General features: G+C 70.2%; 11 protein-coding genes and 1 pseudogene. 6 read left to right on the top strand and 6 right to left on the bottom strand.

Annotation, left to right across the window (positions count from 1 at the left end):
- Positions 1 to 10 precede the first annotated feature (10 nt).
- From FH608_RS28200 to FH608_RS28220, 5 genes are all read left to right on the top strand, one after another.
- Positions 11 to 2,782: an AAA family ATPase gene (locus FH608_RS28200; RefSeq protein WP_139633636.1), complete on the top strand. Its 2,772-nt coding sequence runs from the start codon at positions 11 to 13 to the stop codon at positions 2,780 to 2,782.
- Positions 2,783 to 2,917: 135 nt separating this feature from the next.
- Positions 2,918 to 4,447 (top strand): MFS transporter, encoded by a 1,530-nt coding sequence (locus FH608_RS28205; protein WP_139633637.1) that lies wholly within the window; start codon positions 2,918 to 2,920, stop codon positions 4,445 to 4,447.
- A 13-nt stretch (positions 4,448 to 4,460) separates the two neighbouring features.
- Complete coding sequence (locus FH608_RS28210; RefSeq protein ID WP_139633638.1) at positions 4,461 to 4,916, top strand: GNAT family N-acetyltransferase; 456 nt, start codon at positions 4,461 to 4,463, stop codon at positions 4,914 to 4,916.
- A 12-nt stretch (positions 4,917 to 4,928) separates the two neighbouring features.
- Positions 4,929 to 5,441, top strand: a complete 513-nt coding sequence (locus FH608_RS28215; RefSeq protein WP_139633639.1) for a GNAT family N-acetyltransferase — start codon at positions 4,929 to 4,931, stop codon at positions 5,439 to 5,441.
- Positions 5,442 to 5,777: 336 nt separating this feature from the next.
- Positions 5,778 to 7,895 carry a PQQ-binding-like beta-propeller repeat protein gene (locus FH608_RS28220; protein ID WP_193318662.1) on the top strand — a complete coding sequence of 706 codons (2,118 nt, stop codon included), beginning with the start codon at positions 5,778 to 5,780 and terminating at the stop codon, positions 7,893 to 7,895.
- 1,407 nt (positions 7,896 to 9,302) lie between these two features.
- Here FH608_RS28220 and FH608_RS28225 read toward each other — a convergent pair.
- The 3 genes from FH608_RS28225 to FH608_RS28235 all read right to left on the bottom strand — a co-directional run bounded on the left by FH608_RS28225 (position 9,303) and on the right by FH608_RS28235 (position 12,192).
- Entirely contained in the window at positions 9,303 to 10,391 is a 1,089-nt protein-coding gene (locus FH608_RS28225) for a DUF6042 family protein (protein WP_139633641.1), read from the bottom strand.
- Between the two features lie 779 nt (positions 10,392 to 11,170).
- Complete coding sequence (locus FH608_RS28230) at positions 11,171 to 11,584, bottom strand: hypothetical protein (protein ID WP_139633642.1); 414 nt, start codon at positions 11,582 to 11,584, stop codon at positions 11,171 to 11,173.
- Positions 11,585 to 11,835: 251 nt separating this feature from the next.
- Entirely contained in the window at positions 11,836 to 12,192 is a 357-nt protein-coding gene (locus tag FH608_RS28235; protein ID WP_226899983.1) for a hypothetical protein, read from the bottom strand.
- 295 nt (positions 12,193 to 12,487) lie between these two features.
- On the opposite strand from FH608_RS28235, the gene FH608_RS51700 reads away from it, so the two are divergent.
- Positions 12,488 to 12,715, top strand: a complete 228-nt coding sequence (locus FH608_RS51700; protein WP_193318663.1) for a hypothetical protein — start codon at positions 12,488 to 12,490, stop codon at positions 12,713 to 12,715.
- A gap of 24 nt (positions 12,716 to 12,739) precedes the next feature.
- On the opposite strand, the pseudogene FH608_RS54740 reads toward FH608_RS51700, so the two are convergent.
- The 3 genes and pseudogenes from FH608_RS54740 to FH608_RS28255 all read right to left on the bottom strand — a co-directional run.
- Positions 12,740 to 12,981: pseudogene (locus FH608_RS54740) on the bottom strand (IS1634 family transposase); the annotation flags it as partial.
- Positions 12,982 to 13,275: 294 nt separating this feature from the next.
- A complete protein-coding gene (locus tag FH608_RS28250; protein WP_139633644.1) occupies positions 13,276 to 14,211 on the bottom strand; it encodes an SEC-C metal-binding domain-containing protein in 936 nt (311 codons plus the stop codon).
- Positions 14,212 to 14,407: 196 nt separating this feature from the next.
- Positions 14,408 to 14,680, bottom strand: a complete 273-nt coding sequence (locus FH608_RS28255) for a DUF7713 domain-containing protein (protein WP_139633645.1) — start codon at positions 14,678 to 14,680, stop codon at positions 14,408 to 14,410.
- Positions 14,681 to 14,684: the final 4 nt, after the last annotated feature.

The following is a 14,684-nucleotide window of genomic DNA, read 5'->3' on the forward strand; positions in this document are numbered from 1 at the left end:
TAGGAGAGCCATGGTTGTCACCGCATCGGTGAAGTCGCCGGTTCCGGTGCCTTCCAGTGCTCACCGTGCCCGGCGGGTCCTGGGCAGGGACGACGAGACCGGAATGCTTGACGAGCTGCTCAGGAATGCTGCGGACAGCCGCGGCGGCGGGATGATCCTCCAGGGCGAGCCCGGCATCGGCAAGACCACGCTGCTGTCCTACGCCGAGGAACGGGCCGCCGGCTTCCGGGAGCTGCGCGCCGCCGGCGCCGAACCGGAGCGCGATCTCGCCTACGCGACGCTGCACCAGCTCCTGTTCCCCGTGCTGGACCTGGTGGACGGGCTGCCCGGCCCGCAGGCGCAGGCCCTGGACGTGCTGTTCGGGCGTGCCCACGGAGCGCCACCCGATCCGTTCCTCGTCGCGCTGGCGACCCTGTCCGTGCTGTCCCTGCTGGCGGGCGACCAGCCGGTGCTGTGCGTCGTCGACGACGCGCACTGGGCGGACCAGCCGACGCTGAAGACCCTCGCGTTCGTCGCCCGCCGCCTGCGCGACGAGCCCGTCGCGCTCATGTTCGCCGCGCGGGCCGACGAGGGGCACGGCGCCGACCTGCCCGACCTGCGCCGCGTGCCGCTCATGGGCCTCGACCAGGAATCCGCCCGGGCGCTGCTCGCCGGGCGGCGGCTGACCGACGGCGAGCAGCGCCGCCTGCTGGCGGTCACCGGCGGGAACCCGCTGGCCCTCATCGAGCTCGCCGGACAGCCGATCCCCCCGGAGGGCACGCCCGAGCCGCCGGCCTTGACCGATGAGCTGCGGCGCTCGTTCCTGGCCAAGGTGCGGGCACGGCACGCCGGGTCCCTGCCGCTGCTCCAGCTGATCGCGGCCGGCGGCTCGGGCGGCCTCGACGGGTTCGAGCGGGCCGCCGCGTCGCTGCGCGTCGACACCGGCCCGCTGCACCGGGCCGAGCTCGACGAGCTGCTGTCCTACGACGGGACGCGGCTGGTGTTCCGGCACCCGCTGATCCGATCCGCGATCTACCACAGCGCCGCCGCCGATCGGCGGGCCGCGATCCACCGCGCCCTCGCCGCCGCCTTCGACGGCCCGGCCGACCAGCATCGCCGCGCCTGGCACCTCGGGCAGGCCGCGGTCGGCCCCGACGAGCGGGTCGCCGAGCAGCTCGAGCGCTCCGCCGAGCAGGCCGCCTCGCGCGGCGGCCCGGCCGCCGCCATGGCCGCGCTGTCGAGAGCGGCCGAGCTGACCGCGGACGACCGGCGCAGGGGACGGCGGCTGTGGAGCGCCGCGCACGCCGCCCTGCACGGCGGGTTCACCGCGAAGGCCACCGAACTGCTCGACAGGGCCGAGCGCGAGCCCCGCCTGGACGAGGCCGACCGGATCCCACTCGCCGTGATGCGGGCCATCGTGGCCGAGTTCGCCGGCTCCCCCGAGGACGCCCTGAGCCTCGTCCGGCCGTGGATCCCGCGCGCGCTGTGCCTCGACCGGCGCCGCTTCGCCCCCACCGTCGCGATGTACGGCGACCTCGGCACCCGTACCCAGCGGCCCGAGGTCTGGTCCGACCTCGCCGACCGGCTCGACGGGCTCCAGCTGGCGCCGGACGACCCCGGGGACGCGGTGCTCCTGCTGTTGCGCCAGGCCGGCCAGGTTCGTACCGGGCGGACCGCGCCGGCCGAGCGATGGGACGGGGCCGCGCTGGAGTCGCTCACCGACCCGATCCTGATGACCATGGCCGGTGCCGTGATCCGCGGGCTCGGCGACCACGAGCTGGCCAGGCGCCTGTATCGCAACGCCGGGCGACTGGCCCGCGCCGGCGGATCGCTCGGCGTGCTGGCGTGGAACCTCGAATACCAGGCCGCCGACGAGCTCGCGCGTGGAAGGCTCGGGATCGCCGAAGCCCAAGCAGAGGAGGGGTACCAGTTCGCCGCGGAGGTCGGCCAGCCGAGCACGGCCTGCCGCAACCGCGGGCTGCTCGCCCTGTGCGCGGCCATCAGGGGCCGCACGGACGCCGCAGAGCTGGCCACGGGCGTGCTGGCCGAGGCGAGCGAGCGCCGGCTGCCCGATGCGATGATCTACGCCAGGCGGGCACTCGGCCTCGTCGAGCTGGCCACCGGCAGGTATCACGAAGCCGTGAGGCACTTCGAGGCGGTCGGCGACCGGGACGCCGGCGCGCCCGCCGACCTCGTCATGGGAACCGTCCCCGATCTCGTCGAGGCCCTGGTCCGCGCCGGTGAGCACGACCGGGCCGGCGCTGCCGCGGCCCGCTACGAGCGGTGGAGCCGGTCCACGTCTTCGTCCGAGCCGGCCGCCCTCGCGGCTCGCTGTCGGGCGCTGCTGTCCACCGGCGCCGCCGCCGACGGGCACTTCGAGGAGAGCCTGCGCCTGCACGCCCGGTCCGACTCCGCGCTGGAGCACGCCAGGACACAGTTGCTGCTCGGCGAGCACCTGCGCAGGGGCCGGCGGCGTTCGCAGGCCCAGGAACACCTGCGCGGCGCGGCCGAGACGTTCCGCCGCCTTGGCTCGCTCGCCTGGGAGGAACGCGTGCTGGGCGAGCTGCGCGCCGCAGGGGAGTCCGCGCGGCCCCGTGACACGGGTGCATTGAGCACGCTCACCCCGCAGGAACTGCGCATCGCCCTGGCCGTCGGCGAAGGGCTGACGAACCGGGAGATCGCCGCCCAGTTCTTCCTCAGCCCACGGACCGTGGACTACCACCTGCGCAAGGTCTTCCAGAAGACCGCCATCACCTCACGCGCCGAGCTCATACGGTTGGTCCTCGCCCAGCGTCCGAACTGACACGAACCTGCCTGGATCCGCTGAGACCGGCGACTTCGCTGATTCGGCGGCCGCCGGGCCTTCCTAACGTTGGCGCCGTCACGTCCGGCGGTCCGACACGCCCGCCGGATCACTCCCGACCGAAGGAACACGCTCATGTCATCCGTGGACATCGGCGACGGCCGGCGCGCCGGCTTCAGACAGTGGGCGGGGCTGGCAGTGCTGGTCCTGCCCGCCATGTTGCTGTTCATGATGCTCACCATCCTGTTCCTGGCCATCCCTCAGCTGGCCGCGGACCTGAAGCCGAGCAGCACCCAAACGTTGTGGATCATCGACATCTACGGCTTCCTGATGGCCGGGCTCCTGGTCACCATGGGCACCTTGGGGGACCGCATCGGGCACCGCCGGCTGTTGAGTTCCGGCGCCGCCGTCTTCGCCGTCGTGTCCGTGATCGCCGCCAATACCTCCGACCCCGCCCTGATGATCGTCTGGCGAGCGCTGCTGGGCGTAGCCGCCGCCACCCAGATGCCCGCCACCCTCGGCCTGATCTTCAGCACGTTCGCCGACCCCCGGCAGCGCGGCATCGCGGTCGGCATCTGGTCGGGCGGCATCTCCGTCGGCACCGGCCTCGGCCCGGTGATCGGCGGAGCGCTGCTGGAGGCGTTCTCCTGGCGCGCGGCCTTCCTGGTCGCGGTACCTGTCATGGCAATCGTCGCGATCGGCGCCCCGCTGCTGCTGCCCAACCCCCGCAACCCGGTCGCCGGCCGGCTCGACCTGTTCAGCGTGCTGCTGTCGCTGGCGACCCTGCTGCCGATCGTCTACGGCGTCAAGGAGCTGGCCAGGCCGGACTCGCTGCTGCCCGCGTCGGCCGGCATCGTGCTCGGGCTGGCGTTCGGCGCCTGGTTCCTCGTACGCCAGCTGCGCCTGCCAGAGCCGCTGCTCGACGTGCGGCTGTTCGCCAACCGCGCGGTCAGCGGCGCGCTGGGCGTCTTCCTGCTCGCCGCGACCGCCCTCGGCGGCGTCTACCTGCTGTTCACGCAGTACCTGCAGCTCGTCGAGGGGCTCTCACCGCTGAGGGCGGGGCTGTGGGTGTTGCCGGGAGCGGCCCTGCTGGTGGTGGTCTCCACGCTCTCGCCCGTCCTGGTACGGCGGATCCGACCCGGGAAACTGATCGCGGCCGGGCTGGCCGTACAGGTGATCGGCTACCTGCTGCTCACCCAGGTCAACGTCGCGGGCGGGCTGCCGCTGCTGGTCGTGGGTTTTATGGTGCTCTATCCCGCGGTGGCTCCGTCCATGGCGCTGACCACCAACCTGGTCGTCGGCTCGGTGCCGCCGCAGAAGGCGGGGGCGGCGTCCGGGCTGGCCACCACCTGCAGCGACCTGGGCATCTCACTCGGCATCGCCGTCATCGGCAGCATCGGCGCCCTCGTCTACCGGGCCGAGGCCGGCGACGCTCTGCCCGCCGGCCTGCCGCCCGAGGCAGCCACGGCCGCCCGCGACAGCCTCGACGGAGCGGTTACGGCGGCCCACGGGCTCCCGGCCGACCTCGCCGCGGCGGTGCTCGCCCCCGCTCGCGAGGCCTTCGCCGGCGGGCTCAACGTGGCGGCCGTCGTCGCTGCGGTCATCGCCGCCGGCGCCGCCATCCTGGCGCTCCTCCAGCTCCGTCACATCCCGCCCACCGGCTGAAAGGCAGACCATCATGGTGTCGATCCGTCGTGCGATGGCGTCCGACGCGGCGACCGTTCATGCGTTGATGCGCGAGCTGGCCGGGCATCAGGGCCAGCGGTCCGCGGTCAGCGTGAGCGTCGACCGCATGCGAGAGCTGCTCGCACGCCCCGAGATCACCTATCTGATCGCGGAACGGGAGGGGCGACCGATCGGCTACGTGTCCTGGCTCGTGCGGGTCAGCCTGTGGTCGGGCAGCGACTATCTCGCGCTCGACGACCTCTTCGTATCCGACGGGGAACGCGGCCACGGGGTGGGGGAGCGGCTGATGCGCGCGGCTGCCGAGGTCGCGGACGGCAGGGTGATCCGCTGGGAGGTCGCCGCGGCCAACGTGGCGGCCCAGCGCTTCTACCGGCGCATCGGGGCCGGCCTGCTCTCCAAGATAATCTGCCGGTGGCAGGTGGAGCCCGGCGCCGCCGCGGAGTCGTGAAGGAGCCAGAGCGTGAAGCTGCGTCTCGCGAGGCATGAAGACGCGCAGGAGATCGCCAGGATCTGGCACGAAGGCTGGGGCGACGGGCACCGGGGCAACGTCCCCGACGCCCTCGTGGTCGCCCGGACCCCGGAGTCGTTCGGCGTACGTGCGCGGCAGCGGATCGCCGATACGGTCGTCGCCACCGTTGAGGACGCCGTGGCCGGGTTCGTCATGGTGGTCGAGGACGAGGTGGAGCAGGTCTACGTGGCCAGGGAGCACCGCGGGACATACGTGGCGACCGCCCTGCTCGCCGAGGCTGAACGCCTCGTCGCGGCGAACGGTCACGAGCGGGCCTGGCTTGCGGTCGTCGCGGGTAACGCCCGCGCCCGCCGGTTCTACGAGCGGAACGGCTGGGTGGACGAGGGGCTGTTCGACCACCTTGCACCGAGCGAGACCGGACCCATCGTCGTCCCGGCCCACCGCTACGTGAAACCGAACACGCTGAGGTTGCACGAACCGTCACCCAACGCGCACCAATCATGATCCATTCGTCATCCTCCCGCTCGGTACAAGAGCGGCGGCCCCGCCTCACCGGAGCAGGGCGGCGGTGTTCTCGGCTGCGGCCGTGGCCACCTGCGGTGGACGGAGGCATGGGCGTCAGCGGTGAAGGCGCTGGAGGTGTGGCCCAGCGTCTCCCGCACGACCTTCGTCTCCGTGTTGTTGACTTTTTACGGTCTAGCCCGTTATGTCAATGTAGGCCGATACTGGCCGAGAGGGAGCAGTTCCGCTCATGACCGTAATTTCCTTGGAGTGCAACCCATGCGTGTGCTGTCCGCCCTGCTGTCCACTCTCTTAGCCGCCTCCCCAGCCCAAGGAACCGTGACCGACTTCGGCGTCCAGTCGACCGCGCTCACCGTCTTCGAGGGGCACTTCGGCACCGGCCAGGACGGGCGGCCGGCCGTTTTCAGCGTTCAGATGGGTACGCCAGGGGTCGTCGCCGAAGTCGATCCGGTGACCCGCGAACTGAGGGACACCGTGGAGTTGCCCGGCTCGTCCGGCGGGTGGGGCATCACCCAGGCCGCCGACGGGACCGTCTATGCCGGGACCTACCCCAACGGCCACCTGTACTCCTTCAAGCCGGGCCAGGAGCAGGCCACCGACCTGGGACAGGTCGTGCCGGGGGAGTTGTACGCCTACGGGCTGCAGGTCGGCGAGGACGGCAAGGTCTACGGGGGGACGTATCCGGGGGCCAAGGCGTTCTCGTACACCCCGGGTGAAGGGTTCCGCGACCTCGGAGTGATGGTCGAGGGCCAGCAGTACACGCCGGACGTCGCGGTCGACACCGACCGGCAACTGCTGTGGGCGGCGGTCGGCTCGGCGGGGCATCTGATCCGGCTGGACCTGGCCACCGGGGAGAAGCGGGACATCTGGCCCGAGGCGCTGCGCGGCGATCCGAGCTATCCGTACGACCTGAACCTGGTCGCGGGCAAGCTGTTCGTCAAGCGAAGCAAGGGCCAGGCGCTCGTGCTCGATCCCGACACGGGGGCGGTGCTGGCCGACGGGTTCGCGATGAGCTCACGCGGCACGACCAAGGTCGCCGAGGGCGGCTACGTCTACTTCACCTCGGGCACCCAGCTGTGGCGCTACGACCTGGCCGCCGACCGGCCGGAAGCGGTGCCGGGGGTGACCTCGGGCGGTGCCGGGGTGGGCTGGGGCTTCGTCGACGGCACGCTTTATGCGGCGATCGGCAACTACAACGGCGACGCGTTCTCCTACGACCCGCGCACCGGCGCGTCCCAGCGCTTCAAGCTGCCGTTCCCGTACCAGCCCATCGACATCAACAATGTCACTGCCGGGCCGGACGGCCGGATCTACACGAACCTCTACATCAACGGCAACGTCGCCGTCCTCGACCCGGCCACCGGCAAGGTGACCCAGCTCGGCCGGGCCGCGCAGACCGACGGGTGGTTCTGGAAGGACGGCAAACTCTACCTGGGCACCTATCCCAACGGCGCGATCATGCACTACGACCCGGCCAAGCCGTTCGTCACGGGCACGAACCCGCGTGAGCTGTTCCGCCTCAACGGCGACGGCCAGAACCGGCCCGTGGCGTTCGCCGCCGCCGGGAGCAAGGTCTACATCGGCAGCACCCCCGACTACGGCCTCTGGGGCGGCGCGCTCACCGTCTACGACGAGGCTTCAGGCGATCACACGGTACGGCGCGCCCCCGTCGCCGACCAGGGCGTCACCTCGCTGGCCGTACTCGGGAACACCCTGTGGGGCGGCACGTCGATCCATGGCGGCGGCGGCACCACGCCCAAGGCGACGGAGGCCAAGGTGTTCACCTACGACCTGGCCTCGGGCGAGAAGCGAGCGGAGCACACACCGGTGCCCGGCGCGAAGTCGATCACCGCGCTGGTCAAGGGCCCCGACGGGCTGCTCTGGGGGCTCGCCGACGGCACGGTGTTCATCATGGACCCGGCCACGGCCCGCGTGGTCAAGCGGATCAAGCTCCCCGCCGGATACACCGGCGTCTCGGACGAACTGCACGTCAACCCCGACGAGCACGTCTACGCCTCCCTCGACGGGAAGGTGTTCCGCATCGACCCGCTGTCGAAGACGTTCACGACCGCCGTCGAGTCCGGCCTCTACCGGGGCGCGCAGGACGGCTCGGGCAACATCTGGTTCCGCAGCGGCACCAAGGACGCCCTCGGCTCCGTTCAGGGCGGCGCCCATCTGCTCCGCTACACCCCTCCGGAGGACGCCTGCAAGGGCTCCGACCTGACCCCGATGGTCACCATCAAGGGTCGTGACACCGGGGTGGCCAACCGCTACCGCCCCGACGGCTGCACGATCGAGGACCTCATCGAGGACGAGAAGTACACCGGGCCCCGGCTCATCGCCCACGTCGCCAAGAAGTCCGCCGAACTGGTGGCCGCCCGCCTCATCACCGAGGAGGAAGCCGGCCGCATCGTCAGCGCCGCGGCCAAGCCCTGACACGGATGATCCACTGAAGGCATGGCGTTCACGGCTTACGCGGGTGTGTGAGTCGTGACGCCGCCTTCATCCCGTTCGCCCTGCTCGCCGAGATGGTCTCGCTTCTCATCCGACGGCCGCAGGTCGGAATCCTGCAGGGCGCGCTTTGATCGTGGTCTGACCTGAGGCGACGCGGGATCGGATGCGTTCCGGAATTCTCGTCTCCAGTCCGCTGGGGCGACGTCCGCTACTCCGTGCCACCCGGGCACGAGGGCCACAAGGTCTGGTGCCGTGCGTACGGGTACGAACCGGTCATCGTCGCCCGGCGAATCGAGGGAAGCACGGAAGCATCCTGCCACCACGGCGCCCCCACAAAGCCGAGCGGATCGGCCGAGCGTGAGGACGATCCCCTCCGCCTCCTCTGGCGGAGGGCCGCTGGCAGACAACCCTCGACCAGCGAAACGCGGGCCCCAGTGGTAAGGCGAAGGTTGGCCTCTCACATTCCGGCTCGGACGTAGTCGAGGCGTCCACATGAGGAGCGGGTCCAGCGGCCACAGCCGATCAATCAAGGAGGAACGCGTAAGAGACCGCCCGAACGGAAGAAGAAGGGCCATCGGCGTCAGGAACGGCACACCATAGCGCCCCTGCCTCGAGCAGCACTGCGCCGTCCCCTGTGATGTCTCGCGTGGAGCTGGCACCTGGCGTCGCCTCGCCTGCGGGACCTCAGCCGAAGCTCGTCTCCCGCGGCACCTGGCATGTCCCCGAAGGGGGTGTCGGCTTCGCTCTTGCCGTGATGCTGCTCAGCGGACTGCTGCTGCGCCAGGTCCGTGCGCGGGCTGAACCCGAGCCTGTGATGACGGCGTAGGCCACCGAGGGGATGGCGGTGGTCGATTCCGTTGCCGAGGCGGAAAAGCAGCCGACGACTTGCGAACGGCTCTGCCCGCGACGAGAAATAGCCGGTTCATGTCCAGTGGGGACACGGTGGGCGGCGAGGCGCGTCCGGTGGCGGGCGCGGCTCTGGCCGCTGGACCGGCCTCTATGGGGCTGGGCCGGCCGCCGCCGGGGGATCAGGAAAGTGCGGCGGTGCCGGCCGTGCATCGGTCCGGAACAGGCACATGGGAAGCCGCCCATGTGGCCCGTAGAACCTGGTGGCCGTGGCGATGGCAGTGGTCACGTCGACGTGCACCGCATGCGACGAAGCGCCGGCAGGCGGAGCGAACAGGGCGCTGGAAGGCGAAACGTATCGGCGTCAGTGGTCGGCGGCTCACGACCACACGACGTGCCGGAAGATCCAATCGGCATCTGCGGTTCTGGGCGTCTGATGCAGCAAGGCGGTGAATCAGCAGGAGGTTCTCAGTAGCCGTGTTCTCGGCGGCCGCTCCTCGCATCCATACGCTTCTGCGGTCTGGCGAGGCGGCCGACCTCGGGTTACAGTGGTGGGCGCGGCTCGGCGGTGAAGGTGGCGTCCGCGGGGACACTGAGCAGACCGCGCTCCACGCCGTACCGGATGGTCTCACGGATCTCCTCAGCCGTGGCCAGAAACCGGCCGGCGAGCTCCTCCGGCGTCGCGGTGACGACGCCGCCCGGGCTCCACACCGCCAGGGCGGCGAGATCAGCGGCGAAACAGGTGTGGCGCTTGTGGTCGTCCTGACGCCGGATCATGGCGGCCTGATCGGCGGGCAGGTCCAGCACCTCCTCGGCACGCGGCGGCTCCGGGGCCAGGCGGAAGCGGGTCAGGCCCCCCGCGGTCTCGGCGATGAGCAGGCCCGCGGCCACCAGGAGCGGCAGCAGGTCAAGGCGGGTGGTCGGCGCGGGCACGCCGAGCTGGGCCGCGAAGTCCGACAGGTCCTCGGACAAGGGGGAGCCCCAGCCGCCCGAACCGCTGGACCACGGCTGGTAGGCGGCGGCGACCCGGTCCTCGGTGGCTTCGCCGGTGGCCGACGCGAGCTGGACGGCGTACAGCACCTCCTGGCCCGGCAGCCCGAGGCACCTGCGCCAGCCGGTGCTCGCCGGCCGCACGGCGGGCCGGCTGCGGGCCAGCCAACGGGGCGGCTCAAGGGTGGCCGGCCAGAACTGCATGCGCCACAGGTCACCCTCCGACGCCTCGAAACCGGGAAGCTCCGGCGGTGTGCGGCGGCAGGAGACGCGAACCCGGTACAGACCCGGTGCACCGAGTTCGAGCGGGGTGTCGGTGTACAGATCGCTGCTCATGACGGAAGTCAGTACGACGGCGCCGGTGCCGGCGTGGTACGGCGTCTCCACCACGTCGTCCCACCTGTCGTCGAGGGGCGGGGGAGCGTGATGGGCCTCCAGCCGCACGCGGTGACGCCCGTCCCGGGACGACGTCTGTAACCAGCCGTCACCGGCCTTGGCGATCGTTCCGGAGGGCTGCGCGTCCAGGTCGTACTCCCCGAGCAGGGGCAGATCCGTTTCCGCCACCGGTTCCTCGTCCCAGGTGTCCCGGACGACGATCGTCCCGTACTCCGGCCAGTGATCCTCAACGGCGATGATCTGCATCTCTTGACCGTAACCGTGAGCGGGCAGTTCTCGCGGAGCGTGCACGAGCTTGGCACTCCACCAGGACCGTGGTGATCCTCCTGAGATCCACGGCGGACCGGGCGAGCAGCAGACCGGCAGCCCCGGGCCGGCCGCGTTATGGCGTCACCAGCTGTCCACCATCCGGCCGACCACGCATCGTCGAGGCGCACCACCCCGATCATCCTGGCGGAAAGGAGCCTCGCCAGCCCAGGCCACGTCCGCAACGAAACCGAGGAGCGCTTCCTGGCTTTCGGCCCGGGCGCCGAGGAATGGCTGATCCAGGCCGCAGCGTCCGCAGCGCCGCCACCTCCGTTGCCGATGAGAAGCACTCGGCCCCAGCCCAGGCACTTATGGGCAGCTGTCCGCGGGCGCGCCACTCCCGCCGCCGACGAGCAACCCCGCGACTGACCGCGACCACCCCCACAGACCCCCCATCGGAACCACCTGCTTGGAGATCACACGTGGCTGTCAGCCTGCCCGAAGCACCGCCCATCCCAACCGAACAGGAAACCTTGTTCACCCGGACGCGCTTCGCCTACGCGCGCAAGGCCGCTCCCGAGGTGCCGGCCACCGCTCGCGCCACAGCGCTGGGACCTCGCTGAAGTGGTGCGTGTCCTGCCCTCCGTGGAAGCCGTCGGCCGCGACACCGCCGCCCATGCCGCCGTAAGAGCGCTGATCCGCCCAACTGCGAGACCGTCGACTCCTGGCAGAGCGAGTTGTTCTCCATCCCGCAAGCCACCCAGAACGCCGGTCGACGGTCACCGGGACAGAAGAATCACGATCACGATCACGAGCGCCAGCGCCATGAGGGGAAAAAGAGCGAAGATCGCGAGTTGTACCAGGCAGCCCCGCTGCTTCACAGTGCCGGGAGCTCCGATGGTGCCCGCGAGGTACAGGGCCGCAGGACCGCGGTATTCCAGTGCGGATGGCTGCTCGGGGGTGAGTTCCGTGGCGGCGACGCCAATCTGGCCGGCTCCCTGTGACACGACAACGTGCACTGGCCTGTCCGCCGGGATCTCGAAGGCCGCCCTGCCCCAGCCCTGGTGGTAGTGGGCGCCGTCGATACCGACGGTGACGCCGGCCTTGGCCACTACCCCGCGGCGCGTGTGGAGCTGCAAGATCCGCATGGGGCCGCCGTAATCGCCGGCATATGGGATGGGCGCTTCGCTCATGCTCGCCATCCCTACCACGAAGCCCGCCTGCCGAACTACCCCGCGCTGGCCACCATCGGCGCGCCCTGCCTCACACGTCCACCTGCCAACTGCTTTCGTCACGCCACGTCCTCTGGATACGTCGACGATGGACATCGGCCTCTCGCGTTTGTCCGGCGGTCTACGGCGATCACCGGTACACGGCTTCTCACGGCCAAGGCGCGGTCACGTTGCCCGGCCCGTCTCAGCCTGCAGATGTCGCCATCCACTGATCAGCGCTGAAGGATGATGATCTGGGACATATTGATCAGACGGTCCGCATGGGTTCCGTAGGCGTGCGCTATCTGTTCGTCCTGGTCCGGGGCGAGGAAGTTGGAGTAGCCGCCGGGCAGGGCAAGGGGTGCGAGGGCGGTGCTGACATCATCGGCCCGGTTCCGGTAGACGGTGGGGCCTTCGCCGGGGTCGCGGCCGGCCGAGAACGGGAACAGCACCATGCCGCCGGACAGTCCGTGGTCGGGGAGGAGACGGACGCGTTTGGAGGTGACCAGCCCGAAGTTGCCGCCGCCGCGCAGCGCCCACAGCAGTTCAGGGTCGTCCTCGGTCGAGACGAGCCGCCCGTCGGCGAGCACGGCCTCTGCCTCGAGCAGGTATCGGTGGCCGGCCCGGCCGTGCCGAGCAGCGGGCCGTAGCCCCCGCCGAGTGAGAGCCCGGCCATGCCGACGACACCGGCGGTTCCCACGGCGACTGTCATGCCGGCCGGGGCGGCGCCCGCACTCGCGGTGACCTGGTTGTGGTGAGCGTTCCCCTGTATGCCCTGCGCGATGTCCCGGCCGTAGAACTGGCGGGCAAGGTGGTCATCGACACGAGCAACTACTTTCCCGAGCGGGACGGCGTGGCCCCCGAGTTACCGCACCCACCTCACGATTGCGGGGGAACGACACGGAGGTCAAGACAGCGGCAGCCGAGTTCATTGACAGCATCGGCCACAGCGTTATCGATGCCCGGCCCCTCGCGGAGGGATGGCGCTTCGAGGTCGGCCACCTCGCCTACGCGGTGTACACCGACGATACGACTGAGCAGGACGAGAACGGGATCCACGGCCCCGCGATCAGGACAGCCGACAAGGTGAGAGAAGCGCCGGCGAAGGCATAAAAGCGCTCAATGGATCTGGGCTGCCCGGAAGCCCCGCTCGGCTTCGAGGAGGGTTTCGTAGCCGAGTGCGGCGTCTTCGGTGCTGATGTCGGGATCGCTGGTGGCCAGCAGGTACTTGCCGTCCAGTCGTTCTTCGGCCTTGATCTTGGCCCGGTCGATCGCCAGCCGTCCGTCCGCTCCAGCTCTGTCTCGATCAGCGCGATCGCCTGCTCGCGGTGCTGCCGCTCGCGCTGTTCTTGATCGGGATTGTGGCAGATGATGAACCGCGCGAAGAGGCCAGGTTGTCGGCGCCGGAGCCTGCCGCTTGTGCTTCCTCGGGGTCGGCGTAACCACCCTGGCGGACGCGCTGCCTGTTCCCCCTTCCCCTACGGGCCGTTCCTGCTCGCGGGGGTGCTTGTTGCGCTGCTCCTGGTCGGTCCGTAGCCGACGTGTGTCTCCTACAGGACCGAGGCCATCCTCGTAGTGACGGGACCATAATCGTGGAGATACCCACGAGCAGGCATAGAGGTCAGCACGTCGAGCGATGCACAGAGCGCCGGCGAAGTGGCCAAGATCCTTACTTATTGGCTTCCCATGCCGAATCGTCGGCAGCACTGCTTGTACTTCCGTCCCGAGCGGCACCAGCATGGGGCGTTCCGCTCTGTCCGCCATGGCGAGTCTGTGGCATCCAATGCCGGGTCCTCGAAGTACTCGTCGATCGGGTCGGCAAGGTCTGGACGCTGGATCACGAGCCGGGCGAATGCAGTGAAGTCGGCATACAGGAGATGCAACTTGGAGCCCTCTCCGGCGAGCTGGAGACCGGCCAGTTCGACGCGGGAGCGGTGGTTGTCCCAGTCGGTCCCGTACTTTTCGGCGATCTGCGGCCACCGCTGGGAGAGGCGTTCGAAGTCCTCGTGGGGCCAGAACAGCGTGCGCGGGTCGCCCTCCTTGTCGTGCCGGCCGGGGTCCGGGTGCGGCGCGGCGGGGGCGTCGGGGAAGCCCATCTCGCGCCGGAGCCGATCGATCGACCGTTGCAGCTGAGCAGCGAACAGAGCATTGCCTTGCCTGGTCAGCCGCTCCTGGCCGCCGACCAGGATCTGCAAGGCGCCAGCCTGATCGCCGCTTTCGTCAAGCGCGTCGGCGTAAAGGTCATAGTCGGTCCAGTCCGCCAGCCCCTCCTTGACCACGCGGCGGAAGATCGCGGAGGCTTCCTTGGTCTGGCCCTGCTTGTGCAGGAGCGCGGCCAGCCTGGTCAACGGCTCCATGTTCCGGCGCCGGATATTTTCGGTATCTGCTCGGCGAAGAAGCTCTACCGCCCGGTCGACCTTGCCGTCCATCTCCAGGAAGTCGCAGGCAACCATCAGCGCGTACGGCCGGTCGAAGTCCCCGCCGCGGAGAGCGGGATCGTCAACGGCTGCCAGCACTCGGGCCACCGCCGCATCCCGCTCGGTCCCGGAGAAGCGGCCCATGCCCAGACTGTCGATGTCGACCCGGGTCACCAGGTTGTCGCTCGTCACCCGTACGAGCGTAGACCCACCGCCGAGGTCATCTGCCCCGACTCCACGATGGGCACTGTCTTGGTGGGCGTCGGAGGAGACACGGGTGGTCACTGTTCGGGGCTGACCGCTGTGGAAGAACACGAGAAGGCGCAAGGGCTCGCCGTCTGGGCCTGCGGGGTACGGCACGGCTGGACGCAACCGCCGCCGCCGTCGTTCAATCGCCCCCGAACACCAACGCGGGGTCGTAGCCGTCTACCATGCCGATCGGCTCGTCGACAGTGATCGTGAAGTTCCAGCCCTCATTCTGAATCGCCCGGCCGAGTTCGTCCCAGGTCATCTGCCGGCCGTCGACGACCACGGCCATCTCGTCCGGGCTGCGCCAGATGATCCTGCCGCGTACCTCGCGGTCGGCGATAGCCATCTCGCCGGTGAAGGGGCTGCGCTTCAGGTATTGCGTGCCGATCTCGCGGCGGGCGGTCTCCCGCACGTGG

Origin of the sequence: Nonomuraea phyllanthi, assembly GCF_006334985.2 — a bacterium.
In the GTDB taxonomy this organism is placed as follows: domain Bacteria; phylum Actinomycetota; class Actinomycetes; order Streptosporangiales; family Streptosporangiaceae; genus Nonomuraea; species Nonomuraea phyllanthi.